General features: G+C 69.2%; 25 protein-coding genes and 3 tRNA genes. 18 read left to right on the forward strand and 10 right to left on the reverse strand.

What is annotated here, in order from left to right; translation table 11 throughout:
• Positions 1 to 1,983 carry an acetyl-CoA carboxylase biotin carboxylase subunit gene (locus ACW174_RS11230; RefSeq protein WP_492014519.1) on the reverse strand — a complete coding sequence of 661 codons (1,983 nt, stop codon included), beginning with the start codon at positions 1,981 to 1,983 and terminating at the stop codon, positions 1 to 3.
• A gap of 184 nt (positions 1,984 to 2,167) precedes the next feature.
• Here ACW174_RS11230 and ACW174_RS11235 point away from each other — a divergent pair, with 184 nt between their 5' ends.
• From ACW174_RS11235 to ACW174_RS11245, 3 genes are all read left to right on the forward strand, one after another.
• Complete coding sequence (locus ACW174_RS11235; protein WP_492014520.1) at positions 2,168 to 3,670, forward strand: hypothetical protein; 1,503 nt, start codon at positions 2,168 to 2,170, stop codon at positions 3,668 to 3,670.
• Between the two features lie 352 nt (positions 3,671 to 4,022).
• Positions 4,023 to 4,499: a peptide-methionine (R)-S-oxide reductase MsrB gene (msrB, locus tag ACW174_RS11240; RefSeq protein ID WP_492014521.1), complete on the forward strand. Its 477-nt coding sequence runs from the start codon at positions 4,023 to 4,025 to the stop codon at positions 4,497 to 4,499.
• Between the two features lie 49 nt (positions 4,500 to 4,548).
• Positions 4,549 to 5,136, forward strand: coding sequence for a hypothetical protein (locus tag ACW174_RS11245; protein ID WP_492014522.1), 588 nt, complete (start codon positions 4,549 to 4,551; stop codon positions 5,134 to 5,136).
• Between the two features lie 61 nt (positions 5,137 to 5,197).
• Here ACW174_RS11245 and ACW174_RS11250 read toward each other — a convergent pair whose 3' ends face one another.
• From ACW174_RS11250 to ACW174_RS11275, 6 genes are all read right to left on the reverse strand, one after another.
• Positions 5,198 to 5,398: a hypothetical protein gene (locus tag ACW174_RS11250; RefSeq protein ID WP_492014523.1), complete on the reverse strand. Its 201-nt coding sequence runs from the start codon at positions 5,396 to 5,398 to the stop codon at positions 5,198 to 5,200.
• A gap of 166 nt (positions 5,399 to 5,564) precedes the next feature.
• Positions 5,565 to 8,726 (reverse strand): efflux RND transporter permease subunit, encoded by a 3,162-nt coding sequence (locus ACW174_RS11255; protein WP_492014524.1) that lies wholly within the window; start codon positions 8,724 to 8,726, stop codon positions 5,565 to 5,567.
• A gap of 2 nt (positions 8,727 to 8,728) precedes the next feature.
• Positions 8,729 to 9,880 (reverse strand): efflux RND transporter periplasmic adaptor subunit, encoded by a 1,152-nt coding sequence (locus ACW174_RS11260; protein WP_492014525.1) that lies wholly within the window; start codon positions 9,878 to 9,880, stop codon positions 8,729 to 8,731.
• A 107-nt stretch (positions 9,881 to 9,987) separates the two neighbouring features.
• Positions 9,988 to 10,338 carry a hypothetical protein gene (locus tag ACW174_RS11265; protein ID WP_492014526.1) on the reverse strand — a complete coding sequence of 117 codons (351 nt, stop codon included), beginning with the start codon at positions 10,336 to 10,338 and terminating at the stop codon, positions 9,988 to 9,990.
• A gap of 53 nt (positions 10,339 to 10,391) precedes the next feature.
• Positions 10,392 to 11,306 carry a CPBP family intramembrane glutamic endopeptidase gene (locus ACW174_RS11270; RefSeq protein WP_492014527.1) on the reverse strand — a complete coding sequence of 305 codons (915 nt, stop codon included), beginning with the start codon at positions 11,304 to 11,306 and terminating at the stop codon, positions 10,392 to 10,394.
• Positions 11,307 to 11,456: 150 nt separating this feature from the next.
• Positions 11,457 to 11,531 (reverse strand) — tRNA-Thr (locus tag ACW174_RS11275).
• A gap of 192 nt (positions 11,532 to 11,723) precedes the next feature.
• Between ACW174_RS11275 and ACW174_RS11280 the strand changes: the two genes are divergently transcribed.
• The 14 genes from ACW174_RS11280 (at position 11,724) to ACW174_RS11345 (ending at position 20,531) form a co-directional block, all read left to right on the forward strand.
• Entirely contained in the window at positions 11,724 to 11,936 is a 213-nt protein-coding gene (locus ACW174_RS11280; RefSeq protein WP_492014528.1) for a hypothetical protein, read from the forward strand.
• 101 nt (positions 11,937 to 12,037) lie between these two features.
• Positions 12,038 to 13,327 carry a UDP-N-acetylglucosamine 1-carboxyvinyltransferase gene (gene murA / locus ACW174_RS11285; protein WP_492014529.1) on the forward strand — a complete coding sequence of 430 codons (1,290 nt, stop codon included), beginning with the start codon at positions 12,038 to 12,040 and terminating at the stop codon, positions 13,325 to 13,327.
• Positions 13,317 to 13,817, forward strand: coding sequence for a DUF2948 family protein (locus ACW174_RS11290; protein WP_492014530.1), 501 nt, complete (start codon positions 13,317 to 13,319; stop codon positions 13,815 to 13,817). Before murA ends, ACW174_RS11290 begins: the two co-directional genes overlap by 11 nt.
• A complete protein-coding gene (locus ACW174_RS11295; RefSeq protein ID WP_492014531.1) occupies positions 13,814 to 14,275 on the forward strand; it encodes a UPF0262 family protein in 462 nt (153 codons plus the stop codon). The genes ACW174_RS11290 and ACW174_RS11295 overlap by 4 nt, the downstream gene beginning before the upstream one ends.
• A gap of 252 nt (positions 14,276 to 14,527) precedes the next feature.
• Positions 14,528 to 14,905, forward strand: coding sequence for an endonuclease domain-containing protein (locus ACW174_RS11300; RefSeq protein WP_492014532.1), 378 nt, complete (start codon positions 14,528 to 14,530; stop codon positions 14,903 to 14,905).
• A gap of 369 nt (positions 14,906 to 15,274) precedes the next feature.
• Positions 15,275 to 15,493 (forward strand): translation initiation factor IF-1, encoded by a 219-nt coding sequence (gene infA / locus ACW174_RS11305; RefSeq protein WP_003164348.1) that lies wholly within the window; start codon positions 15,275 to 15,277, stop codon positions 15,491 to 15,493.
• Positions 15,494 to 15,505: 12 nt separating this feature from the next.
• On the forward strand, positions 15,506 to 16,084 hold the full coding sequence (locus ACW174_RS11310; RefSeq protein ID WP_492014533.1) for a Maf family protein: 579 nt from the start codon (positions 15,506 to 15,508) through the stop codon (positions 16,082 to 16,084).
• Positions 16,081 to 17,115, forward strand: coding sequence for a ribonuclease E/G (locus ACW174_RS11315; RefSeq protein WP_492014534.1), 1,035 nt, complete (start codon positions 16,081 to 16,083; stop codon positions 17,113 to 17,115). Before ACW174_RS11310 ends, ACW174_RS11315 begins: the two co-directional genes overlap by 4 nt.
• A 2-nt stretch (positions 17,116 to 17,117) precedes the next feature.
• On the forward strand, positions 17,118 to 17,294 hold the full coding sequence (locus ACW174_RS11320; RefSeq protein WP_492014535.1) for a DNA gyrase inhibitor YacG: 177 nt from the start codon (positions 17,118 to 17,120) through the stop codon (positions 17,292 to 17,294).
• Between the two features lie 64 nt (positions 17,295 to 17,358).
• Positions 17,359 to 17,434 (forward strand) — tRNA-Phe (locus ACW174_RS11325).
• 668 nt (positions 17,435 to 18,102) lie between these two features.
• A complete protein-coding gene (gene exbB / locus ACW174_RS11330; protein WP_492014536.1) occupies positions 18,103 to 18,999 on the forward strand; it encodes a tonB-system energizer ExbB in 897 nt (298 codons plus the stop codon).
• 5 nt (positions 19,000 to 19,004) lie between these two features.
• Positions 19,005 to 19,442: a biopolymer transporter ExbD gene (locus ACW174_RS11335; RefSeq protein WP_492014537.1), complete on the forward strand. Its 438-nt coding sequence runs from the start codon at positions 19,005 to 19,007 to the stop codon at positions 19,440 to 19,442.
• 10 nt (positions 19,443 to 19,452) lie between these two features.
• A complete protein-coding gene (locus tag ACW174_RS11340; protein ID WP_492014538.1) occupies positions 19,453 to 20,169 on the forward strand; it encodes a TonB family protein in 717 nt (238 codons plus the stop codon).
• A gap of 285 nt (positions 20,170 to 20,454) precedes the next feature.
• A tRNA-His gene (locus ACW174_RS11345) sits at positions 20,455 to 20,531 on the forward strand.
• A 191-nt stretch (positions 20,532 to 20,722) separates the two neighbouring features.
• On the opposite strand, the gene ACW174_RS11350 is transcribed toward ACW174_RS11345, so the two are convergent.
• Positions 20,723 to 22,567 (reverse strand): patatin-like phospholipase family protein, encoded by a 1,845-nt coding sequence (locus ACW174_RS11350; RefSeq protein WP_492014539.1) that lies wholly within the window; start codon positions 22,565 to 22,567, stop codon positions 20,723 to 20,725.
• Between the two features lie 135 nt (positions 22,568 to 22,702).
• Entirely contained in the window at positions 22,703 to 23,101 is a 399-nt protein-coding gene (locus tag ACW174_RS11355) for a DUF1489 family protein (RefSeq protein ID WP_492014540.1), read from the reverse strand.
• 325 nt (positions 23,102 to 23,426) lie between these two features.
• On the opposite strand from ACW174_RS11355, the gene ACW174_RS11360 reads away from it, so the two are divergent.
• The gene (locus ACW174_RS11360; RefSeq protein WP_492014541.1) at positions 23,427 to 23,723 is read left to right on the forward strand and encodes a putative quinol monooxygenase; all 297 of its coding nucleotides are present in this window, start codon (positions 23,427 to 23,429) and stop codon (positions 23,721 to 23,723) included.
• A gap of 68 nt (positions 23,724 to 23,791) precedes the next feature.
• Here the strand turns inward: ACW174_RS11360 and ACW174_RS11365 are convergent, their stop codons facing one another.
• Complete coding sequence (locus ACW174_RS11365; RefSeq protein ID WP_492014542.1) at positions 23,792 to 25,810, reverse strand: acetyl/propionyl/methylcrotonyl-CoA carboxylase subunit alpha; 2,019 nt, start codon at positions 25,808 to 25,810, stop codon at positions 23,792 to 23,794.
• Between the last annotated feature and the right edge of the window lie 20 nt (positions 25,811 to 25,830).

Raw genomic sequence — 25,830 nt, forward strand, 5'->3', positions numbered from 1 at the left:
TCACCCGAACTCCACCAGCACGTCATCCGCCGCGACCGGGTCGCCGGCCCTGGCGCCGACGGCCTTCACGACGCCGTCGCGTTCGGCCTTGAGGATGTTCTGCATCTTCATGGCCTCGATGATGGCGACGGTTTCGCCGGTCTTGACCTCCTGACCGACGACCACCGGGATGGCGACGACCAGACCGGGCATGGGGCTCAGGACCATCCTGGAGGTGTCGGCCGCGACCTTCGCGGGCAGGCGGGCATAGAGCTCGGCCAGGCGGGGGCGCAGGACGCGGACGCGGGCCTTGGCGGCGCGGTGGCGGATGATGAAGCCGTCAGCGACGCGGCTGACCTCGGCGGTGAACGGCTCGTCGTCCAGCTCGGCGCGGAACTGGGCCTGTCCCGGACGCCAGTCGATGTCGGTCAGCCGGGCCTGTCCGCCGCCGGTGAAGGCCAGCAGCAGGGCCTCGTCGGCGTCATAGGACAGGTCGACGCCGTGATGATCCTTGTCGATCATCACGGTCCAGTCGGTGCGGTCGGACGGATCGCCCTCCTGTTCGGCGATGATCTCGTTCATGGCCACGGCGGCCGCGATCAGGATGTGGGTCTGGCGCGGGTCAGGCTTCAGGCCGTGGAAGCCCTCGGGGAACTCGTCCTTGATGTAGCTGGTCGAGATGTTCCCGCCGCGGAAGCGGGGCTGGTCCATGACGGCGGCCAGGAAGGGCACATTGTGGCCGACGCCGGCCAGATGGGTGTCCTCCAGCGCGCGGGCCATGCCCTCGATGGCCTCGGCGCGGGTCGGGGCCCAGGCGCACAGCTTGGCGATCATGGGGTCGTAGAACATGCTGATCTCGTCGCCCTCGCGGACGCCCGAGTCGTTGCGGATGACATAGCCGTCCTCGTGCGGACCCTCTTCCGGCTGCTCGTAGCGGACCAGACGGCCGATGGAGGGCAGGAAGCCGCGGTAGGGATCCTCGGCGTAGATGCGGCTCTCGACCGCCCAGCCGTTGATCTTCAGATCGGCCTGCTCGAAGGCCAGCTTCTCTCCCCAGGCCGAACGGATCATCTGCTCGACCAGATCGACGCCGGTGATCAGTTCGGTGACCGGGTGTTCGACCTGAAGGCGGGTGTTCATCTCCAGGAAGAAGAAGCTCTTGTCCTGACCGGCGACGAACTCGACCGTGCCGGCGCTGTCATAGTTGACGGCCTTGGCCAGGGCGACGGCCTGGGCGCCCATGGCGGCGCGGGTGGCCTCGTCCAGCAGGGGGGAGGGGGCCTCCTCGATGACCTTCTGGTTGCGGCGCTGGATCGAGCATTCGCGCTCGAACAGGTGGACGACATTGCCGTGCTTGTCGCCCATCACCTGAATCTCGATGTGGCGCGGGTCGATGATGAATTTCTCGAGGAAGACCCGGTCGTCGCCGAAGGCGTTCAGGGCCTCGGCCTTCACGGCGGCGAAGCCCTCGGCCATGTCGTCATCGGAGTGGGCGACGCGGATGCCCTTGCCGCCGCCGCCGGCCGAGGCCTTGATCATGACCGGATAGCCGATCTGGTTGGCGATCCGGACCGCTTCCTCCGTCGACTCGATCAGGCCCATATGGCCCGGGACGGTCGAGACGCCGGCTTCGGCGGCGAACTTCTTGGAGGTGATCTTGTCGCCCATGGCGTCGATCGCCTCGGGATTCGGACCGATGAAGGCGATGCCCTCGGCCTTCAGCCGTCGGGCGAAGCCGGCGTTTTCGCTCAGGAAGCCGAAACCGGGGTGCACCGCCTCCGCGCCCGTTTGACGCACGGCGTCCACGATCCTGTCCGCCAGCAAATAGGACTGGGCGGCGGGCGCCGGGCCGATCAGGACGGCCTCATCCGCCATCTCGACCGCCAGCGAACCGGCGTCGGCCTCGGAATAGACCTGCACCGTGGCGATGCCCATACGGCGGCAGGTCTTGATGATGCGGACGGCGATCTCGCCGCGGTTGGCGATCAGGATCTTCTTGAACATGAAGGCTCGACTGTGAAGCGAAGGGGGCCTCCCGCGGAGGCGTCGGGTTTCGATTAGGCTGACCTCGCCGGGGAGTAAACCGGTCGCTCCCACGTCACAGAGCGGGCGTACGGGGTTGGCAGACCCCTTGTGTATACGCTTTAACCCTTCGCGCCTTCCCATCGGACTGCTGGAGCCCGAGTTGATGTCCCGTACCCTTTCCCTTGCCGCCGTCGCGGCCGTCGCCCTGAGCCTGACCGCCGGGGCCGCCGTCGCCCAGGACTTCCGCGCCCTGGCGCGGCAGGACCTGCAGATGGCCCACGACGAGCTGGCCGCCAACCACCCCGCCCCGGTCATCCCGGGTCAGCCCTCGGCTGATTTCCGCGCCTGGCTGGACACCGGCCTGACGGAATCCCTGGCGCTGGCCAACCGCGTCAACAGCGGCGACAGCCACGCCTATCTGCTGCGCTACTACGGCGCCGGGTTCCGGGATTCGAACATCTCGCTGACCCCGTCGTTCGAAGGCCTCGGGCCCTATTTCGGCACCGCCTGGCCGGGCTACACGACCGGCTGGCGCGACGGCAAATATGTCGTGACCTACGTCAAGCCGGGCCTGCGCGGCTCCAACATCCCGCGCATCGGCGATACGGTGGTGTCGTGCAATGCGACCCCGATCGAGGAGTTCGCCCGCGCCAAGCTGGATCGCTGGGAAGGCGACCTGAACACCGAGGCCGGCCGTGTCATCTCGGCGCCCTACCTGCTGTGGAACCGCAACAACCCGTTCGTGAACGGCGTGCCCTCGACCTGCGAGTTCCAGACCGGCAACCGCCGGGCGCGCGCCCTGACCATCGCCCCGGCCCTGCCGCTGGCCGCCGGTGAGCTGGAAGCCGCCTACCGCGCCACCGTCTACATGCCGGGCGCGACGCCGCTGTCGATCCAGACCGTCAACGGCCGTCCGTGGGTCAATGTCCACTCGTTCGCCGACTCGGCGGGCTGGGACGCCTTCAACGCCGCCGTGGAGGGCCAGGTCGCCCAGCTGCGCGGCCCGCAAGGCTTCGTGCTGGACCTGCGCGGAGCCTCGGGCGCCTCGGCCTACACCTCGACCACGCGCGGCTATGGCCTGGCCAACCGCATCTGGACGCCGGAGTTCACCGTCAGCCGCCAGCCGGCCGCCGGCGCCATCACCTACCGCGCCACCGCCGGCAACCGCGCCTGGTACGCCGACACCCTGTCGCGGATGGAAGCCGATCCGCGCTTCGTCTCGGAAGCCCCGGCGGTGATCGAGAACACCCGCGCCATCGTGGCCGCCTATGACGCCGCCATCGCCGCCGGCCAGCCGACCTTCGTGCTGGAAGGCCGCGCCGCCGCCGCCGACACGGGCGCGCCGAACCCGGTGCAGGGTCCGGTCGTCGTTCTGGTCGACGCCGGCTGCTCGGGCGGGTGCCTGGACACGCTGGACCTGGTGTCCAAGCTGCCCAACGTCCGCATCGCCGGTTCGACCACCGCGACCGACTCGATCTTCATCGAGCAGACCACCCAGCGGACGCCGTCGAACTACTCCAACCTCAGCTACGGCCATAAGGCCTGGACCGCCCGTCCGCGCCCGAACAACACGCCGTACGCCCCGGCCGCCGGTCTGGTTTACACCGGCAACCCCGCCGATGAAGCCGCCGTCCAGGCCTGGGTCGGGACGCTGTTCGGCGGCTGATCGCTTCTGAACGTCGATTGAAAGAGGGCCGGACGGGCAACCGTCCGGCCCTTTTCTTTGGGCGGGGGCTTACGGCGGGCCGGACGAGGGGGCCGGTGGGCGTGAAGTGATTAGTGGTTAGTGGCCAGTGGCTGGCCAGCGGCGTGCGACGGACGACCCTGAGCCGCCCTTCCGCCGCCCACGCAAGAGCGGCCATGTGAGGTTCTCCGTGAGCGGAAGGGCGGCACAGGCGGCGCAACCGCACCGCGGGTGGCCAGCCACTAGCCACTAACCACTAATCACTTCACGCCCACCGCTCCTCATCTCGTCACCCGGACTGGAACCTCCGCCTTCCAGTTCCTATTTTCCCGTCATGACCGATACGCACCGCTCCCCCTCCGGATATGACCTGACGCCGCCGACCGAGGCCGAGCGCGAGCGGCTGGAGGCGGACCTGACGGCCGAGGAGGCCCGGGTCCTGCTGTCGCACGGCACCGAGGCGCCCTTCTGCGGCGTGCTGCTGGGCGAGAAGCGGGCCGGAGTGTTCTGCTGCCGTGAATGCGGCCTGCCGCTGTTCAAAACCGGCACCAAGTTCGAGAGCGGCACCGGCTGGCCCAGCTTCACAGAGCCGGTGGACGCGGCCCATGTCACCGCCATCACCGATCGCAGCTACGGCATGGTGCGGACCGAGACGGTCTGCGCGCGCTGTGGCGGGCATCAGGGGCATGTCTTCCCCGACGGGCCGCCGCCGACGGGGCTGCGGTATTGCATCAACTCGGTGGCGCTGGAGTTCGTGCCGGAAGGCGAGCCGTTGCGAGACCCGTTGCATCGCGGCGACGGAAATGCCTGACCTTGGCCTCAATCAGGGTTAGGGTAGGTTCAGTACAGGGAGTGAGCGCATGCTGATTTCGGCCCTACTGATGGCGGCGGCTTTGGCCGGGAGCGATCCCGACGGCGTCATGACGACCGCGCCCGCGACCAATGTCGACCTGACCGCCGTGAATCGTCCTGTCGCACCGACGGCCGAGGGCGCGGCCCTTCAGGCGGCGGAACCGCACAACCTGACCACCGACCAGCAGATCGACCGCTGGCTGGAAAGCCGCGACCCGGACGCGACGCCCTATGCCAGCGGCCGCGGGGAGCGCCCGGTCGATGACCGCAAGATGCACAGCGAGTTCTCGGCCAGCATCGGCACCGGCGGCTACCGCGACTACGGCATGGCGGTGTCCCTGCCGGTCGGCGACAACGGCCGGGTCAACCTGAGCTATCGCCAGACCGAGAACGGCTTCTATCCGTCGGGCTATGGCTACGGCTATCCGCGCGACGGCGCCCTGGGCGGGCCCGGGTATTTCAGCGACAGCAACTACGTCTTCCCGGGTCGCTACGACCCGACCGCCGCCGCCCGATTTGAATACCGCGCCGCGCGCCCCGGCGGTCCGCCGACCGACCGGCGACCGATCTATCAGAACGACGCCACCGTCGACTGAGACCCGAAAGGCCCGCTTCGATGAAGCGGGCCTTTTGAGTCGGGGCGCGGCGGGGGTCGCCCTAGTCCTCCACGACATCGCCCTTGCAGTCGACCGTGAAGAGATGGGCGGTGGGGCTGTCGACCCGGATGCGGTGACAGTCCGCATGTTTGGCCAGAAGGCTGCTGATGCCCGGAAGCACCTGCGCGGCGCGGGTCAGGTGGATCGTCTCGGTCGGGAGCGGCCGCCCCTTGTGGAAAACCGTGAGTGTGTAGTGTCCCATAAGCAACATCCGGGCCCGCTGGAGAGGCCGTCGAGCGGGTCTAATGCCGTGTGGCCGACTTAGTGCCCGTGAAAGTGTGTCGCACCGGTCGTCGTCTATCGGCTGTGGCGCCCCCGTCATCCCGAAACGCCGCGCCGGGCCTCCGGGATGACGGGGCCGCGCGGCGTCAGGCCTTCCTGCGTCCCAGCGCCGCCAGCACCGGCAGGACGATGAGGGTCAGGACCGTGGCGGTGGTCAGGCCGCCGATGACGACGGTGGCCAGCGGCTTCTGGACCTCCGCGCCGGGGCCCCAGGCGAAGGCCATGGGGATGAAGCCCAGCACGGCCACCAGCGCCGTGGTCAGGACCGCGCGCAGGCGGCTGACGGCGCCGTTGATCGCGGCCTGAACCGGGGGCTCCCCGGCCTGCAGGCGTTCGAGCACCGCCTGCATCAGGACCAGGCCGTTGAGGGTCGCCACGCCGGAAACGGCGATGAAGCCGACCGCCGCCGAGATCGACAGCGGCATCCCTCGCGCCGCAAGCGCCAGGGCGCCGCCGACGAGGGCCAGAGGCACGCCGGCGAAGACCAGGGCCGCGTCCCGGACCGAGCGCAGGGCCAGGAACAGCAGGCCGCCGATGGTCAGGAAGACCAGCGGCACGATCAGGGCCAGACGGGCGGAGGCGCGTTCGAGGTTTTCGAACTGGCCGCCCCAGTCCATCCAGCCGCCGGGCGGGGGCTGGACCTCGGCCGCCACCTCGCGACGGGCCTCGGCGACGAAGCCGCCCAGATCCCGACCCCGCACATTGGCCTGGACGATGATGCGGCGCTTGCCGTTCTCGCGACTGATCTGGTTAGGGCCTTCGCCCATCTCGAAGCGGGCGACGGAGGACAGGGGGACGGTCGCCGCGCCGGGCTCGGACTCCTCGGGCATGACGGGCAGCTGGGCCATGACCACGGGGTCGTTGCGCAGGGCGTCGTCGAGGCGGACGACCACGTCGAAGCGACGGTCGCCCTCCATCACCTGACCCGCCGCCTGACCGGCCAGACCGATGGCGAGGGCGTCGGCGGCGTCGGAGGCGTGGATGCCCTGGGCCGCCGCGATGGTGCGGTCGACGCGGGCTGTCAGGGTCGGCTGGCCCGAGACCTGTTCGACCCGCACGTCGGCGGCGCCGTCGATGCGGCGCAGGACGGCGGCGACCTGTTCGGCCGAGCGCGTCATGGCGTCGAAATCGTCGCCATAGACCTTGACCGCCACATCCGAACGGACCCCGGCGATCAGCTCGTTGAAGCGCATCTGGATGGGCTGGGTGAACTCGTAGCTGTTGCCCGGCAGCTGGGAGAGGGCCTCCTCCATCCGCGCCACCAGTTCGGCCTTGGGCAGGGACGGGTCGGGCCAGTCCTTGCGGTCCTTCAGCATGACGAAGGTGTCGGAGATGGAGGGCGGCATGGGGTCGGACGCCACCTCGGCGGTGCCGGTGCGGGTGAAGACCCGTTCGACCTCGGGCAGGGCCTTCAGCGTCGTCTCGACGCGGAACTGCATGGCCTGCGACTGCTCCAGCGAGGTGGAGGGGACGCGCAGGGCCTGGACGAGGATGTCGCCCTCATCCAGCTGGGGGACGAACTCGCTGCCCAAGGTGGCGAAGGCGATGGCCCCCGCCGCCAGAGCCGCGACGGCCCCGCCGATGACCACGCGGGGGTAGCGCATGGCCTTCGTCAGCAGGGGTTCGTAGCGGTTGCGGACGGCGCGGCTGATCTTCGTCTCGCCGTCCTCATGCCCGGCCTTCGGTTCGCGCACCCAGATGGCGGTCAGGGCCGGGACGAAGGTGAAGCTGAGGATGAAGGCGCCGCCCAGCGCCAACATGACGGTGGCGGCCATGGGGCCGAACATCTTGCCCTCCACCCCCTCGAACATCAGCAGGGGGGCGTAGACCAGCAGGATGATGGCCTGACCGAAGGCGGCGGGCCGGGCCATTTCGCGCGCGGCGGCGGCGGCGACGTCCAGCCGCTGGGCCAGCGTCAATGATTGATTCGCCTCCTGCCTCCTGAGTGAAAGGCGGCGCAATGTGTTCTCGACCACCACCACGGCGCCGTCGACGATCAGGCCGAAATCGAGGGCCCCGAGACTGAGCAGATTGGCGCTGATGCCGAAGCGGTTCATGGCCGTGGCCGCGAACAGGAAGCTGAGCGGGATGACCAAGGCCGTGATGATCGCGGCCCGCACATTGCCCAGGGCCACGAACAGGACGGCGATGACGAGCACGGCCCCGAGGACGAGGTTGTGCTCGACCGTGCCGATGGTGGCCTCGACCAGCTGGGTGCGGTCCAGCACCGGGCGGACCCTGACGCCGGGCGGCAGGCTGGGGGCGATCTGTTCAAGCTTTTCACCAACACGTTGAGCGACTTGGCGCGAGTTCTCGCCTTGCAGCATGAGGGCGGCGCCGAGGACGGTTTCGTGTCCGTCCGAACTGGCGGAGCCGAGGCGGGGGGCGCGGCCCATCTCGACCACGGCCACGTCTGAGACGCGCACGACCTGACCGTTGCGGTTCAGGATCGGGGTGGCGGCCAGCTCCTCCAGGGTGCGGACGCGGGCGTCGGCGCGGACGATCCAGGCCTCGCCCGCGCGGTTGACGTAGCCGGCGCCGGCGATGCGGTTGGCGTGCTCCAGCGCCTCGACCAGTTGCACCAGACCGACGCCGTAGGCGGCCAGACGGGCGGGGTCGGGATGGACGGCGTATTCCTTCACATAGCCGCCCTGCACATCGATGCCGGCGACGCCTTTGACGCCCCGCAGCTGGGGCGCGACGATCCAGTCCTGAACGGTGCGCAGGTAGGTGGCCTTCTGCGCGTCGGTGGTCAGGCGTTCCCCCTCGGGGGTGACATAGACGGCGCCTTCGGCGGCGGCGGCGCCGGTCAGCTCCAGCGTCCAGATGTAGACCTCGCCCAGACCGGTGACGACCGGACCCATGGAGGGCGTCAGGCCGCCGGGCAGGTCCGCGCGGGCGTCCTGCATCCGTTCGTTGACCAGGGTGCGGGCGAACCAGATGTCGGTGCGGTCGGTGAAGACGGCGGTGATCTGGGAGAAGCCGTGGCGCGACAGGGAACGGGTCTCGACCAGACCCGGCATGCCGCTGAGCGCGGTCTCCAGCGGGAAGGTGACCTGCCGCTCGACCTCCTCCGGCCCCAGGGCGGGGGCGACGGTGGTGATCTGGACCTGGCGGTTGGTGATGTCCGGCACGGCGTCGATGGGCAGGCGCAGGAGCTCGCGCGCGCCCACGGCGGCCCACAGGACGGCCAGGACGATGATGAGCCAGCGATGGCGGACGGCGGCGTCGATGATGCGGTTCAGCATGGTCAGTGTCCGTGCTCCGCCTCGCCCTTGGCCAGTTCGGCCTTGAGCAGGAAGGCGCCGGTTCCGGCGATGCGCTCGGACCCGGTCAGGCCCGTCAGGATCTCGGTGCGGCCCCCGGCGGTGGCGCCGGTGGTGACGGGACGGGCGCGGAAGCCGGCCCCCTCGCGCACGAAGACGGAGGTCACGCCCTCGACCGTCTGGACGGAGTCGGCGGGGACGGTCAGGCCGTTTCCGCCGCCCACGGGCAGGCGGGCGGACAGCACGGTCCCGGCGGCGGGCGCGGGGCCGGAAGGGGCGGCGCGGACGGTGGCTGTGCCGCCCACGGCGGCGGGGGCGACGGCGATGACGGTGGCTTGCAGGACCTGACCGTCGGCGGTTTCGGCGCTGAGGCGGCCGCCGACGGCCAGCAGGCGGGCGGCGGCGGGCGGGGCGTCGAACACCAGCTCGGTGCGGCCCGCGTCGGCGAGCTCGGCCACCTGCAGGGCTTCTTCGTGCAGGGTCATGCCGGGGGCGGCGAGCAGGCGGGTGACGACGCCGTCGGCCGGGCTGCGCACGATGACCACGCCATCGCTGCCGGGGTTGCCGAAGGCGGCGACGCGGGCGCGGGCGGCGCGCAGCCGGGCCTGGGCGGCGCGGGCGGCGGCCTGGGTGGCGTCCAGCCGGGCGCGGGGCATGTAACCCCGGTCGAACAGGGTCTGGTCGCGGGTCAGGGCGGCGCCGGCGGCCTCGGCCTCGGCGGCGGCGGCGTCCGCGTCGGCCCGGGCGGAAGCGCCTTCAGGACTGCGCAGGGTGGCGAGGACGGCGCCGCGCCGGACGCGGGCGCCGGGGCCGACGTGGACGGCGGTCACGGTCCCGGCCAGCGGGCTGTCGACGCGGGCTTCGGCCCCCGGGGCGACGGCGACGTGGCCGGGCAGCCGCAGTTCGGAGCCGCCGCCGCGTTGGGGCGTGGTGACGGAGACGCCGGCGGCGGTCGCCTGCCGGTCGGTCAGGGCGACGAAGCCCTCGGGCGCGGCCTCGTCGGCGTGGCCCTCCTCGCCCTCGGCATGGGTCTCGGCGGGGGCGGGGGCGTCGAACAGGCGGGCGGCGCCGAAGCCGAGGCCGAGCGCGGCGACGACGGCGGCGCCGGTCATCAGCCAGTGTTTGCGGGAAGTCATGAAGTGTCCTCGATGGACCCGCGGGCGCGCTCAGGGCGGCGCGAACCGGCGCGGGCCGGGCGTCTGATCAGGATGAGGAGAGGACGCGACCGTTTCGTCGCGCCGGATCAGACCCGTGGAGGGCGTTCGAGGCCGAAGGCGGCCTGACGCGGTGCGCCGGGCGAGGAGGCCCAGCGGACGGCGTCATGGCTCTGGCCCGGCAGGCCGAGCGTCGGCGCGGCGGTGTGCGGCGAGGCGGCGTGCGGGGCGTGGCAGCAGCCATGGCCGCAGACGATGGCGCAATGCTCGCAGGCCGGATCCTCGCACGGGGCGGAGGCCGGGGCGGCGGAGGCGGCGGAGGCAGGCGCCTGATCCGCGCAGGCCACGGCGGCCGTGGCGGGCATGACGGCGACGAGCGCGAACAGAAGCGCGGCCAGAAGGCCGACCTTGTTCAGAAGGAGGTGCGCGCGCCGGAGCATGGGGCCGGGGTAGCACGGACTTGCGAAGGAGTCGCGGGCGGGATGTCGCAGGGCTAGCGCGTCGAGAAACGCCCCGCGCGCCAGGCCAGGATCATGACGCCCAGGCCGACCGCGCCACAGACCGCCAGGGCGGGCAGGGACGCTTCCGGTCCGAAGGAACCGCCGGTGAGCCATTCGGGGAAGCCGTCGCGCGCCGTGCTGACGGCAAGGGAGGGACCGAAGTCGCCGCCCGAGACCGCCGCGCCGAAGACATAGCCCTGAACGAAATTCCAGGCGGCGTGGACGCCGATGGACAGCCAGATCCGGCCCGTGAGGGCGTAGAAGGCGCCCAGCATGATCCCGGCTTCCAGCGCGATGCAGACGGCGGCGAAGACGGTGGCGTTGGGATTGGCGATGTGGCCGAAGCCGAACAGGGCGGCCGAGACGGCGAAGGCGATCCACGGTCCGAAGGCGCGCCAGATCAGCCGCAACAGGACGGCGCGGATGATCAGCTCCTCGATCACGCCGGACTGGACCGCGTTGCCGAGCGCGATCCAGGCGGGAACGGGTCCTGTCATGCGCAGGTCGTAGAGACCGAACGCCGCCATGATCCCCATGACCGCCGCGAACATGAGTCCGCCGATCAGCAGGCCGCCGACCAGTTCCGGGGCCATCGGACGCAGGGCCAGTTCTGACGGCAGACGGCCCTCCGCCAGCCAGACGGCCAACGCATAGACCCCGAGGGCCACCACGGCCCCGACGAGCGGCGCCGCCAGCCGGATCGGGCCGGATGATCCGGGCTGCAGATGGGTCAGCCCCTCGGCGGTGGTCATGCCGGCGATCAACACCAGGAAGACCAGGGCCACCGCCCAGCCGATCGCCCGCAGCCAGCGCAAAGGCCCCGGATGCAGGAAGCGGCGCTCGCCCAGAGCCAGCGGGTTGGCGGCGGCGTATGAGCGGACGTCGACAGGTAAGGATACAATGGCCATGGGGGCTCCGGTGCGGCGAGGGCGCAGGTCGATGTATAAGCGCTGTTATATCTCGGCAACAGGCTTTGCCATATTGGTCCGGACTTGAGGGAGGGGCGGAAACGCAAACGGGGCCCGACTTTGCAGTCAGGCCCCGCAGGGGTCTTCAGATGGTGCCGCCGGGGGGAATCGAACCCACGACCTCAGCCTTACCAAGGATGCGCTCTACCACTGAGCTACGGCGGCCCGTTCTGAGGAAGCGGCCCTATAGCCAACGTCGCGGCGGGGGCCAAGTCCTATTTCCGTTCCGATGTGAAAAGTTTGTCCGCGGCGCGCCCCGTCCGGGGGCGGGGGCCGGTGGACAAGGTTCGCGTTAACGGTGTCGGGGCCTTGCGCCGGGACGCGGCGCGGGCTCTCATCGATTCCATGGACAAGCCCGTGACGACCGCGACCCAAGCCGCCGCCGCGCCCGAGGCGCCGCCGACCGCCGCCGCCCCGGCCAAGGTCGCCGCGACCGAGGTGGCGACGCCCGCCCCGGCGCCGGACGTCGCACGGGTGAAGGCGGAAAAGGCGCTGCGGCTGGCCAAGGCGCTGCGCGACAACCTGCGCCGGCGCAAGGTCGCGACCAAGGCCGCAAGACCGAGCAACTGAATGTCATCGGGCGTACGGTTCACGCGGCCTTTCACAGGACCGGCGGACCGCGCTAGATAGTCGATCCGCCATGGCCCCCGCCGTGGCCCTCAAGAGACGACATGGACAGCATCGCCATCACCGGCGGCGCCCAGCTGAACGGGATCATCCCCGTCAGCGGCGCCAAGAATTCCGCCCTCAAGCTGATGGCCGCCTCGATCCTGACGGATCAGCCGCTGTTGCTGACCAATATGCCGCGCCTCGCGGATACGAAATTCCTCGGCAAGCTGTTGCAGGCGCTGGGCGTCGAGGTGACGGAGCGGGACGGCGCCGACGGGCAGGAGACCCTGTTCGACGGACGGACCATCAGCTCGACCTTCGCCCCCTATGATCTGGTCCGCCAGATGCGGGCGTCGTTCAATGTGCTGGGGCCGCTGCTGGCGCGCACGGGCGAGGCCAAGGTGTCGCTGCCGGGCGGCTGCACCATCGGGGCGCGTCCGGTGGACCTGCACCTGCAGGCCCTGACGGCGCTGGGCGCCGAGATCGAGCTGGACGAGGGCTATGTCACCGCCCGGGCGCCGCGCGGTCTGCAGGGGGCCGAGATCGAGTTCCCGTTCGTGTCCGTGGGCGCGACCGAACACGCCCTGCTGGCCGCCGTGATGGCCAACGGAACGACGGTGCTGCGCAAGGCGGCGCGGGAGCCGGAGATCGGCGACCTGGCCCGCTGCCTGACCGCCATGGGCGCGAAGATCGAGGGCATCGACACGGACGTCCTGACCATCACCGGCGTGACCTCGCTGAACGGCGCGGAATGGTCGGTGATTCCGGACCGGATCGAGATGGGCTCCTATGCCGTCGCCGCGGCCATGGCCGGGGGCGAGGTGCGGCTGACGAAGGCGCGGCCCGAGCTGATGACCGCCCTGACCGAGAAGATGGTCGCCGCGGGCGTCGAGATCACCCCGACCGAGGACGGCGTGATCGTGAAGCGGGATCCGACGCAGCGTCTGCGCGCGGTCGATCTGGAGACCGAGGTCTATCCGGGCTTCGCAACCGACCTGCAGGCGCAGTTCATGACGCTGATGACGACGGCGGAGGGCGAGAGCACCATTCGCGAGACCATCTTCGAGAACCGCTTCATGCACGCGCCGGAGCTGGCGCGGCTGGGGGCCGACATCCACGTCGGGGCGGGCGAGGCGATCGTGAAGGGCGTCGAGGTCCTGCACGGCGCGCCGGTCATGGCGACCGACCTGCGGGCCTCGGTCAGTCTGGTCATCGCCGGTCTTGTCGCGCAGGGTGAGACGACGGTCGGCCGCGTCTATCATCTGGATCGCGGTTTCGAGCGTTTGGAAGAGAAGCTGGGCGCCTGCGGCGCCGATATTCGACGGATCACGGGCGAAACCCATGAGCACTGAGGCCGAAGGCGGGGCGGACGAACGGGCGAAACGGTCGCCGATGGAGCCCCTGCGCCTGCTGGCCGAGGACGACCATGACCTGAGCATCATCTCGGTGGCGCTGCAGGACGCGATCATGCGGCCGATGGACATCGTCTGGGAGCGCAACTCGCGCCTGCTGACGGTGGCGCTGAGCCGGTTCTGCTGGGAGTGCGGCGGAACGCGGGTGATGGCGGCGATGCAGTTCGGGGACGTGGTGTCGGTCAAGAGCCGCCGCCTGCCGCGCGGGCCGGAGACGGCGCTGGAGCTGCTGGCCATGCATTTCGAGCCGGGCGAGGCGCCGGGCGGACGGATCATCATGATGTTCGCGGGCGGCGGCGATCTGAGGATCGACGTGGAATGCCTCGACGCCGTGCTGACCGACCTGTCGGAGCGTTGGCCCGCCAAGATGGCGCCGACCCATCTGTCGGGGTCGCTGGAGGCCGAACTGGCGGAGGCGGGCCCGCAGTGAGCGATCACCGGCTGACCTCCATCGACCTGGACGCGGCCTCCCTGCCGGCGGCCTCGGCCGAGATCGAGCATGAGCGGCGCGTGGCGGTGTTCGACATCGTCGAGAAGAACAGTTTCGAGCCCGTGGGCGCGGCCGGCGGTCCCTATGCGCTGAAGCTGTCGTCGCAGGACGGGCGGCTGGTGTTCGACATCACCGGGCCGCAGTTCGCCAAGGCGCACGGCCTGTCGATGTCGCCGCTGAACAAGACGATCAAGGACTATATCGACATCTGCGACAGCTATTATGAAGTGCTGCGCGGGACCGACGTGGGCAAGATCGAGGCGATCGACATGGGTCGCCGGGGGCTGCACAACGAAGGCGCCGAACTGCTGAAGTCCCGCCTGGACGGCAAGATCGCCGTTGACCACGAGACCGCGCGACGGCTGTTCACCCTGGTGACGGCGCTTTACCGGCGGTGAAGGGAGTGTCCTCCCCATTCGCGACGCGAACGGGGAGGTGGCGCGCCGCAGATATGCGGCGTGACGGAGGGGGCGGCGCCGGTGGTCGGTGGATCCCTTGTGCTCACCTCCGGCTTCGACCGTCGCCAATCCCTGATCCCCTGCGCCGCCCTTCCGTCTCATCGGCTGAGCGCCGACGATCCACCTCCCCCTCGCCTTGTGACGGGGAGGGGATGTGATATCCTTAAGTTGCATAACTTTGGGGTTGCGGTTGTGGCTGACGGCATCAGCTTTGAACGGGCACGCCGTCTGCGGCGACGTCTGACCCCTCCGGAGGCGCGGCTATGGCGCTGCCTGAAAGGCGACAAGCTGGGAGGGCTCGGTTTTCGCAAGCAGCATCCGATCGGACCTTACATCCTCGACTTCTACTGCGCGGCCGCGAAGTTGGCGGTGGAAGTCGATGGTGCGTCTCATAACAGCGCAGAGCAGATGGCCCATGACGCGCGCAGAACCGGCTGGCTGGGGCGGACCAAGGGCATTCGCGTGATCCGTATCAGCGCGCTTGCAGTTCGGGATGAACTTGACGGTGTTCTGGGCTTCATCCGGCGGGAGGCGGAGGCCCGGCTGACACGCCTGTTACGCGTCGTCTGAGCCGCCCCCTCCGTCACGCTGCGTATCCGCAGCGCGCCACCTCCCCATTCGCGACGCGAACGGGGAGGAAAGACGGTGTTGAAACTTCGGGGCGTCGCGCCGCCCCCTCCGTCACGCTGCGTATCCGCAGCGTGCCACCTCCCCATTCGCGACGCGAACGGGGAGGAAAGACGGTGTTGAAACTTCGGGGCGTCGCGCCGCCCCTTCCGTCACGCTGCGTATCCGCAGCGTGCCACCTCCCCATTCGCGACGCGAACGGGGAGGAGAACTCGACTATCCCGCCGTTTTCAGGCATATGGCCGCTCCTTCGGCGTGCGCTGCCGCCCGGCGCGCGTCGTTTACTCGTATCCACCGGGCGTGAGAGGCCGCATGGCTAAGGAAGAACTGCTCGAGTTTCCCGGCGTCGTCAGCGAACTGCTGCCGAACGCCACGTTCCGCGTGACGCTTGAGAACGACCACGAAATCATCGCCCACACCGCGGGCAAGATGCGCAAGAACCGTATTCGCGTGCTGGCCGGAGACAAGGTCCTGGTCGAGATGACGCCCTACGACCTGACCAAGGGCCGTATCACCTATCGCTTCAAGTAAGGGCGGGCTCAGGTGAGCCTTCGCCCCGAACTTGTGCTGGCTTCGGCCAGCCCGCGCCGTGTTGACCTGCTGGCGCTGGTCGGGATCACGCCTGACCGAATCGAACCCGCCGACATCGACGAGACCCCGCTGAAAGGCGAGCCTCCGGCGCGTCTGGCCGCACGTCTGGCCATCGGCAAGGCGTCGGTGGTCGCCGAGCGGGCGCCCGACGCCGTGGTGCTGGCCGCCGACACCGTGGTGTCCGTGGGCCGGCGCTTCCTCGAAAAGCCCGCCGACGAGGCGGAATGCGTGCGCTTCCTGAAGCTGCTCTCGGGCCGTGGACACCGCGTCTATACGGGCGTGGCCGTGGCGGCGGGCGGAGAGGTGCGTCACCGGGTGGTCGAGACGCGCGTGACCTTCAAGGTCCTGTCCGACGCCGAGATCGCCGCTTACGTCGCCTCGGGCGAGTGGAAGGGCAAGGCCGGGGGCTATGGCATCCAGGGCCGGGCCGGGGCCTTCGTGACCCGTCTGGTCGGCAGCTATCCGGCGGTCATGGGCCTGCCGCTGTTCGAGACCGTGAACCTGTTGCAGGGCGCGGGCCTCAGGCCGTGACGCTCGAGGTCTTCCTCGACGACACGCCCGGCGAGCTGAGGGCCGTGGTCGAACGGGACGGCCGGGCGGAACACATCCTTATAGAGAGGGCCGACACGCCCGCGCAGATCCGTCTGGGCGCGCGTTCGATCGGCCGGGTGCGGCAGTCGGCGCCCGGGCTGAAAGGCGCCTTCGTCGATCTGGGCGGGGGGCTGGAGGCCTTCATGCCCATGCGGGGCGGCCTCTCCGCGCCGGTGGGAGCCAAGGTCGAGGTCGAGATCAGCGCGGAACGGCGCGAGGCCAAGGCGCCGGTGGCGCGCTGGCTGGGGGCGGGGCAGGGGGATGTCCGCCTGCTGGCCGAAGGGCCGACGCTGATGCAGACCCTGCAGACGCTGGCGCCGGGCGTTGAGCCGTTGACGGGACGCGAGGCCATCGAGGCCGGGTGGCGCGCCGTGGACGAGGCTTTGTCGCCCGGGGCGCTGCCGGGCGGGCTGGTGCAGGTGGAGCGGACGCGGGCGATGATCGCCGTCGACGTGGACCTGAACGCCCATGACATGAGCCGGGCGCGGCCGAAGGACGAGACGAATCGGCTGGCGCTGCGCGAGGCGGCGCGACTGATCCGGCTGAATCGCTGGGGCGGGCTGGTGGCGATCGACCTGATCGGGGCCCAGCACGACGGCAAGGCGATCCTCAAGGCGGCCCAGGTCGCGTTTCAGGCGGCGTTCGCTGATGATCCGTCGATCGTCTTTGGGCCGGTGAACCGGTTCGGGGTGCTGATGCTGTCGCTGCCGTGGGGCCGGACGCCGCTGGAAGAGATTCTGTATGCGGACGGGCGACGCCGAATCCTTCGCCCCGAGCAGGCGGCTCAGGAGGCGGTGCGGCGGTTGCGGTTCGCCCTGCTGGACGACACGACGCGGGCGCGGGTGACGCTGCGCTGCGCCCCGGCCGTCGCCGCCCTGGCCGCGCCGCTGGTGGCGCAACTGGGGCCGAGGGCCCATCTGAAGCCGGACACCGCCGCGGGAAGCGGCGCGTTTGTAATCGAGGCCGAGTGACCATGGCGACCTGCCCCATCTGCCGCCGCAACCCGGTGACCCCGGAGTACAAGCCCTTCTGCTCCAAACGCTGCGCGGATGTGGACCTGCAGCGCTGGTTCACCGGGGGCTACGCCATACCGGTGCGGGACGACGAGCCGACGGACGGTGAGACGAATGACGGTTTCAAAGAAGACTGATCGAGGCGCTTGCCACCCGAAAGCGGCTCGACTATAGACCCCGCTCCTCGCTGCAAAAGCGTTGGCCCGGGTAGCTCAGTTGGTAGAGCAGCGGATTGAAAATCCGCGTGTCGGTGGTTCGAATCCGCCCCCGGGCACCATCTCCTTCATCGAGATTGTGTCGAACCCGCTTCGGCCCCCCTGCGTCCCCACTTTTCTCGGGGAAGGGCGTCGCGATCCTCCACACCCGTCAAACCGCATCCCGCAAGCGCGTGATGGCCGCCGGAGGCCGCGGTTTCGTGCGCCATTGACGCACCCTGAAATGTATCAGTGATTGGTGTGAATGACCCCGTTCAGACAGGTTAACGGGTCGGGTCGTCCCGACCCTGCGACAACCTTGGAACGAAATTCCATTGTGCGGTGCAATATTCCAAAACTATCGTCCGTAAGCCCCCGCAAAGGGTCGGACATTCTCCAGAACCATCATGAAATTGTCGCTTTCAACCTGAAACTTCCGGAGTGAACGCGGCGGCTCTCCCCCGAGGGGAAAAGCGGCGTTGCGCACTTGACGCTCTGGTATGCGTTCGCCAAAGGAGCTTGACCGCTTTCCTTTTCAGCGGCCGGGAGGGATTGGAAAAACGCTTTCCAAGGCCTGTCGACACCGCCCCGGAAGCCTTCAGGCAACCGGAAGCGTTCAGGAGGCGTTCCGCAGGTCGGGGTTCAGAGAATCCCTGAACTTGCGGGCGAAAATTTCATCGGGGGCCGGCTGTCTGATTGGCTTGCTCCCTGGGTTCCACGAGTCAGACACCAAAGCAGGACCTGGCGAACTATGCTCGATTTCAAAAAGACCAACATTCTTCTGGCCATGGCCGGCGCTGCCGTCCTGATGGCTGGTTCGCCGGTCCTCGCGCAGGAAACGGCTCCGGCTGCTCCGGCGGCCGCGACCGCGGCTCCGGCTGACGCCGCCGCCGCTACTACGGCTCCGGCCACCGCTACCCCGGCTACGGCCGAAGAAGCCACTCCGGCTGCTGAAGGCGGTCACAAGCTGACCGTCGCCGGCATGTTCCTGGAAGCGGACATCGTCGTTAAGGTCGTCATGATCGGCCTGGTTCTGGCTTCGGTGTTCTCCTGGACGCTGCTGCTCATCAAGCTCTTCGAGTTCGGCTCGCTGAACCGCACCACCGACCGTTTCCTGGAAACCTTCCGCAGCGCCCGCACGATCGCTGACATGCGCAAGGTCGCGACCTCGGACGAGTTCGACGGCAACCCGCTGGCCGACATGGCCGCCGCGGCCACCGACGAAATCGAACTGTCGCGTCAAGCCGGTCTGTCGGTCACGGGTGAACACTCTGACTCGGCCCTGCTGCGCGCCCAACAGGCCGTCTCGGCGGTTCAGTCGGGTCTGGCCAAGCGCCTGTCGGGCGGCCAGCAGTTCCTGGCCTCGGTCGGTTCGACCGGTCCGTTCATCGGTCTGTTCGGCACCGTTTACGGCATCATGAACTCGTTCATCGGTATCGCGAACACCAACACGACCAACCTGGCCGTCGTTGCTCCGGGTATCGCCGAAGCCCTGCTCGCCACCGGTATCGGCCTGTTCGCCGCTATCCCGGCCGTTATCTTCTACAACTACTTCAACACGCGCATCGCCGCCTACGGCACCCGTTCGGACGGTTTCAACGCCGAGCTGGTCAACGCGATCTCGCGTAACCTCGACAAGGGGGCGTAACCCGAATGGCCGCCAAACTTGGAGGCGGCGGCGGTGGCAAGTGGGCCATTGAGCAGAACTCGGACATCAACGTCACGCCTTTCGTTGATATCATGCTGGTTCTGCTCATCATCTTCATGGTGGCGGCTCCGCTCGCCACCGTGTCGGTGGAGGTGAAACTTCCTGCCGCGGTCGCGAAACCCGCGCCCAACCCGCCCAAGCCGTTCTACGTCTCGATCAAGAACGACGGCACGGCCTATGTCGGCGATGACCTGGTGGACATCACCTCGGTCGGCGCTGAACTGGCGGGCCTGATCGGCAACCGGCCTCCGTCCGACGAGCGGATCTTCATTCGTGGGGATCAGCAGACCCGGTACGGCGACTTCATGCAGGTCATGAACTCCCTCCAGGATCACGGTTTCTATTCCGTGGCTCTGGTCGGTGAAGACCAGTCGCTGAATTAGGAGACGGTGAATGACTGATACAGTTGAATATCACCGCAGTCGGTACGACGCGCCGCGCAAGAAGGGCTTCCTGGGGGTTCCCCCGGCAGTGCTCATCACCAGCCTGCTGGTGGTCTGCTTCCTCTTCACGCTGCTCGCCATCTACTTCGTCAACATGCAGTTCAAACTGCGTGAGGTGAGGTACACCGACGAAGCGGTGGAAGTTGAGATCATCGAGCCTCTGCCCGAGCCTCCGCCTCCGCCGCCCCCTCCGCCTCCGCCGAACACGCCGCCGCCGCCCAAGCTGCAGCTGCGTCCGCCGGCAACGATCCCGACCAACGTTCCCGTGCCGCCGGTGGTGACGCCGCCGACCAAGAACGAAGACCGGATCGAGAACAACGCGCCTCCGGTGATCACGCCTGATCCCCCGGTCCGCGCACCGGAACCGGCTCCGCCGCGTCCGTCGGTCATCACGCAGCCCACCTGGGCGCGTCAGGTGACCGGTGACTATCCCGAGCGCGCGATCGCCCGGGGCATCACCAGCGGTCGAGTGACCCTTCAGTGCACCGTCCGTCCGGATGGCTCGCTGGCGAACTGCTCGGTCGTGAACGAAGACCCTGCGGGCGCCGGCTTCGGCCAGGCGGCTCTGGCAGCGGCGCGACGGTCGCGGGTTTCGCCCCGTACCGTCGACGGCGCGGCCGAAGGGGCCACCGTTCGCTGGACGCAACGCTACGTCATGCCCGAATAGGGCCGGACGACAGTCAGACCACGGCAACACCCCGGAGCAGCCGCTCCGGGGTGTTTTCGTTTGGGCGGGTTGGGGATGGCGGAGCGAGGTGAAAAGCGAAGCGTGCGTGGTGAGCAGGGGGAGATGTCGTCCGTTGAGCCGATCGGGAGCGGTCGTGGACGGGCGCTATGCCCAGCGACTGACCACCGCTCGCTCGTCACCACTCAATCTTCACCCAGGCCCGGCGCAATTGGTTCTTGATCCCCCGAACCGACGCAGCTAAAGACGCCGCTCGCGCGGATATGTGCAGCCTTAGCTCAGTTGGTTAGAGCGCCGGTTTGTGGAGCCGGAGGTCCTCAGTTCAAACCTGAGAGGCTGTACCATCGCTTTCCACGCTTCCCCTGACAGTCCGTCGGCTGTCCTGCGTTTCGGGCGCGGGAAGTGATGAGTCGCGAGTGGTCCGTGGCTGGCCGCCGGTCTGCCACGGCACGGTCCGCGCCGCCCTTCCGCAACCCGCCAATGCGCGTTCCCCAGCCGTTCGCCCCCATCACTGGGCCCGGCGGCACGCGCCCGGTCAGGTTCCGCCGCCGGCCTTGGCTTTGCGCTTCAGGCGACGCGCTTTCACAGGTGTTTCGTCGTCCGGAGGGGATGACGCGTCCGCCGTTTCCGCGTCTGGTCCGGATCGCGCGGATACGGAGCGGCGACGGCGCAGGCCGGTGACCGGGCCGTCCAGCGTTTCCAGCTCGGCCTGCATGGCGCGATAGCCGGCGTCGACGGCGGGGACGAAGGCCTTCCAGTCGCGGATGTCGACGCCGTCGGGCGTGGGCTGGACCAGAATGTCGACAATGCCGCGCGACCGCTCGATCTCGGCGTCCGTGGTCAGGGTCGCCGAACGCATCATGATCGAGACGATGGGCGGGCCGCGCCGCCAGGCGCCGGTGGCCAGCAGCCGCCAGATGGAGGGCGGATGCTCGATCAGGGCGGCATCGACGCCGCGCGCCTGCGACATGTCGATGCCGATGACCGGGCCGGAGTTCATCTGGCGCATGACCTCGGCCGGCAGGTTGTTCAGCACCGCCCCGTCGACCAGCACCTGACCATCCATGACGACAGGCGGCAGCAGGCCGGGGATGGCGATGGAGGCGCGCATGGCGCGGCGCATCAGGCCGCGGCGATGGACCTCGACCCGGCCCGAGGTCAGGTTGGTCGAGACGGCGAAGAAGGGCAGGGCCAGGTCGGCCATGTCGATCTCGCCATAGGCGGCCTGCAGCAGGCGATCGACCTTGTGGGCGCGGGTCATGGCCAGCATGGGGAAGGTGATGTCGCTGAGCGGGTCGCTGTCGACGAACGAGCGTTTGATGCGGTCCTCCAGCTCCTCCAGCGACCAGCCCATGGCCGGACCGGCGGCGATGACGGCCCCCATGGAGCTGCCGCCGACGAAGTCGATGGGCACGTGCGCGTCGCGGAGGGCGCGCAGGGCGCCGATGTGGGCATAGGCGCGCGCGCCGCCGCCGGACATGACCACGCCCACGGCCTCGCCGGTGATGACGCGGGCGATGCGGTCGGCGTCGGCCTGACTGCCTTCCTGGGCCTGGAACCAGCGGCCGGGCTGGACCGCGTCGATCCAGACGGCGGTGTTGGCCGGGCGGGCCATGCGGGCGTCACGCAGCAGAATCAGGTCGGTGCGGCGCTGGGCGTCCAGCACGCCGGCATGGGGCAGGGGCCGGTTCGGCGGCGCCAGCAGGCACTGGCCGACGACGAAGACGCGATCGACCTGACGGGCGCAGAGGGCGGCCCAGGCGGGCTCGTCCGCCTCGGCGACATAGAGGACGAAGTCGCGCGCGTCCTCGACCCGGCTGAACCACTCGCTGGCCGAGGACAGGGCGGAGTGGTCGATGACCTGACAGGTGAAGCCCACGGCCTCGATGGCGGCGGCGACGCGCTCGACGAAGGCGCGGATGGGGCGCGGGCGGGCCGAGATGAAACCGAAGACGCTGGGCTCGCCGCCGCCGGAGCGGCGGTCGCGGGCGCGCTGGATCATCAGGCGCGACAGCTCGACCATCAGGTCGGGCTCGGTGCGGGCGGCCTCGAAGAACGCGTCGCGGGGCAGGGCCAGGACTTCCGAATCGCGCAGCGCCACGACATCGGCGGTGTGGGCGCTGCCGGCCAGCATGGCCATTTCGCCCGCGGGCTCACCCGGCCGGATGACCCCGACGAACTGGGGCGGCTGGTCGTTCTGCTCGCTGCGGAAGACGCCCAGACGCCCGGCGCGCAGCAGGTACAGGGTGTCGGCCGGGTCGCCCTCGGCGAACAGGGTCTCGCCGCCGGTCAGGGCGAACCAGCTGGCCTGGGTGTTGCGCCCGCCCTCGAAGATGCGGTGCAGGGCGTCTTCGAGGCGGTCGGAGCGGGCGGGAGGCATGGGGCGGACAGCTCGGTGCGAGGGCAGGCAGACGAAGGCAGTAGGCAGATAGGCAGTAGGTTAGATCAGCTTGGCCGTGCACGGGGAAGAGGGCGCTCATTGCCCTACTGCCTACTCCCTACCTGCCTACTGCCTTCACCACGCCCCCAACTCCCTCAGCTCCCGGGCCAGGTCGTCGGGCAGGTCGGTGGCGCCCATGGCGGTGAGGTCGACGGGGGCGTCCTTGGGCTCGAGATAGCGCCAGCCCTGGAAGGGGCGGCGGGCGAGGGGGGCCGTGCGGATGACGCGGGGCTCCAGCGTGATCTCGCAGCGGCTTTGCTTGCCCTCGCCGAGGGTGGAGACGTCGAGGATCGGCTGGCGGCACAGGACCGCGCCCTTGATGACCCAGTAGAGGGAGCCGCCGTCCTCCATCTCGGGCGCGCGCTTGGGCGTCATGCGGGTGTGGACGATCAGCGGCTGGCCCTTGGCCGCGCGCGCTTCCAGCCATTCGACCTCGGACACGCCGACGCAGAGCTTGATCATGTGGATGGGCATGGGCGGGATATGGAGGAGTGCGCGGGCGGGCGCCAGCGGGGATGTGGGTGGGTGAGTGGTTAGTGGTTAGTGGCTAGTGGCTGGCCACCAGCCTGCGACCGGACCGTCCGCGCCGCCCTTCCGCTGGCCGTGGCTTTGTGATCCGAAGCCACTAGCCACTAGCCACTCGCCACTAATCACTTTCCGAGCGCCGCCCGCCCGCCACTTTTCCGCGAACTTTCGCCACCGTTCTGGTGACCGACGTTAAGGTGCACACACGGCGTTTCCCTGTGGGGACAGGGGCTTCGCGCGGGCGTATGGGGGAGGCCAAGAGAAGGCGGCCCCCATGTACGGACTGATCGGCAGGATGACGGCGGTGGCGGGGCGGCGCGATGCGTTGACGGCCGTTCTGACGGCGCGGGTGGCGCTGGGGATGCCCGGCTGTCTCAGCTATGTCATCGCCCACGATGCCGCCGACGCCGACGCCATCCGGGTCACCGAGGTCTGGATCAGCGAGGCCGCGCACCGCGACGCCCTGGCCGACGAAAGCGTGAAGGCCGTGCTGCGTCAGGGCCTGCCCCTGATCGCGACCTTCGAGGACGCGACGGTGACGACGCCGGTGGGCGGGTTCGGGCTGGGGTGAGCGGGGTGAAGAGTCAGCCGTGAGTAGAGCGACGCGTCGCGGACAGACTTCGACTCACCACTCACTCTTCACTCAGCCCGCAACTCCGCGGCCTTCACCACCGCCAGCACGACACCGTCGCCGACCTGATCGCCGACGGTGACCGAGACGCTTTCGACCACGCCGTCGAAGGGGGCGATCAGGGCGTGCTCCATCTTCATGGCTTCCAGCACCACGATGGGCTGGCCCTTGGTCACGGTGTCGCCCGAGGCGGCCGGGGCGGCGACGATCTTGCCGGGCATGGGGGCGCGGAGGGAGCCGTCGGAGGCGGGGCCGCCAAGGGCGGAATTTGCCTCGTAGCGGTAGGGCCGCGATTCATAGACATCGCCTTTATAGAAGAAGATCGACAACTCGTCGTCCTCTCCCAAGGCCCAAGGGGCGACTGAGATTCGCTCATCGCCGACCTCCACCACGATGCCTTCGAAGCGCCCCCGCAGTTCCTGATCCCGGTAGTTAATCTTCCAGGTTCTGTCGCCCAGCCGTGCGGACTGAACCTTGGCTTCAACCCGCTCGCCGTTCAGCCGCACGGGGATAAGGGCGTGAGACGGGGCGTTCAGGCGAAGGCCAAGGGCGCGGCTGGGGTATGAGGACCAAGGAGTGTGGTAGTCATTGCTGGCGACGGTGTAGTCGCCATGCACCAACTCGGCGGCGTTGATGAGCGCCGCGACAGCAGGTGCATCGGAGGTCGCGGTCAGCAGATCAGCCTCCTCCGCCCCGATGAAGCCCGTGTCCACGTCCCCCGAGACGAAACGCGGGTGTTCCAGGCAGCGGACGAGGAAGCCGGCGTTGGTCTTGACCGGCCAGACCTCGACCTGGGCGGCAGCGTCGGCGAGGGCCTCGGCGGCCTCTTCGCGGGTGTCCTCGTGGACGATCAGCTTGGCGATCATCGGGTCGTAGAACTGGCTGACCTCGCCGCCCTGCATCACGCCGGTGTCGACGCGGGCGTCCTCGGGCATGACGAAATGATCCAGCCGCCCGATGCTGGGCAGGAAGCCGTTGGCGGGATCCTCGGCATAGAGGCGCGCTTCCATGGCCCAGCCGTTCATGGGGATGTCGGCCTGCTTCAGCGGGATGGGTTCGCCGGCGGCGACGCGGAACTGCCATTCCACCAGATCGACGCCCGTGATGGCCTCGGTGACGGGGTGTTCGACCTGCAGCCGGGTGTTCATCTCCATGAACCAGATGCGGTCGGCCTTGAGGCCGTCCGACGCGTCGGCGATGAACTCGATGGTGCCGGCGCCCTGGTAGTTCACGGCCCTGGCGGCGCGGACGGCGGCGGCGGTGACGGCGTCGCGGGTGGCGGCATCCATGCCGGGGGCCGGGGCCTCCTCGATCACCTTCTGGTGCCGGCGCTGCAGGGAGCAGTCGCGCTCATACAGGTGGACGACCTCGCCATGGCTGTCGCCGAAGACCTGAACCTCGATGTGGCGCGGGCGGGTGATGTAGCTTTCGATCAGGACGCGCGGGTCGCCGAAGGAGGACTGGCCCTCGCGCCGGGCGGAGGCCAGGCCGTCGGCGAAGTCTTCCGCGCGATCAACCTTCTTCATGCCCTTGCCGCCGCCGCCGGCGACGGCCTTGATCAGGACGGGGAAGCCGATTTTCGCGGCTTCGGCGGTCAGGGTTTCGTCGGACTGGTCGTCGCCCTGATAGCCGGGGGTGACGGGCACGCCGGCCTCGATCATCAGCTTTTTCGCCGCGTCCTTCAGGCCCATGGCGCGGATCGACTCCGGCTTCGGCCCGATCCAGACGATACCGGCGGCGGCGACCGCCTCGGCGAAGTCGGCGTTCTCGGACAGGAAGCCGTAGCCGGGGTGGATGGCTTCGGCGCCGGTGGCTTTGGCTGCGGCCAGCACCTTGTCGGCGACCAGATAGCTCTCGCGGGCGGCGGCCGGGCCGATCAGCACCGCCTCATCGGCCTCGCGGACGTGCAGGGCGTCGGCGTCGGCCTCGGAATAGACGGCGATGGTGCGAATCCCCATCGCACGGGCGGTGCGGAAGACGCGACAGGCGATCTCGCCACGGTTGGCGACAAGGACGGACTTGAACATGGGGGATGTTTAGAGTGGCG

The sequence above is a fragment of the Brevundimonas sp. AVps31 genome (assembly GCF_058681355.1).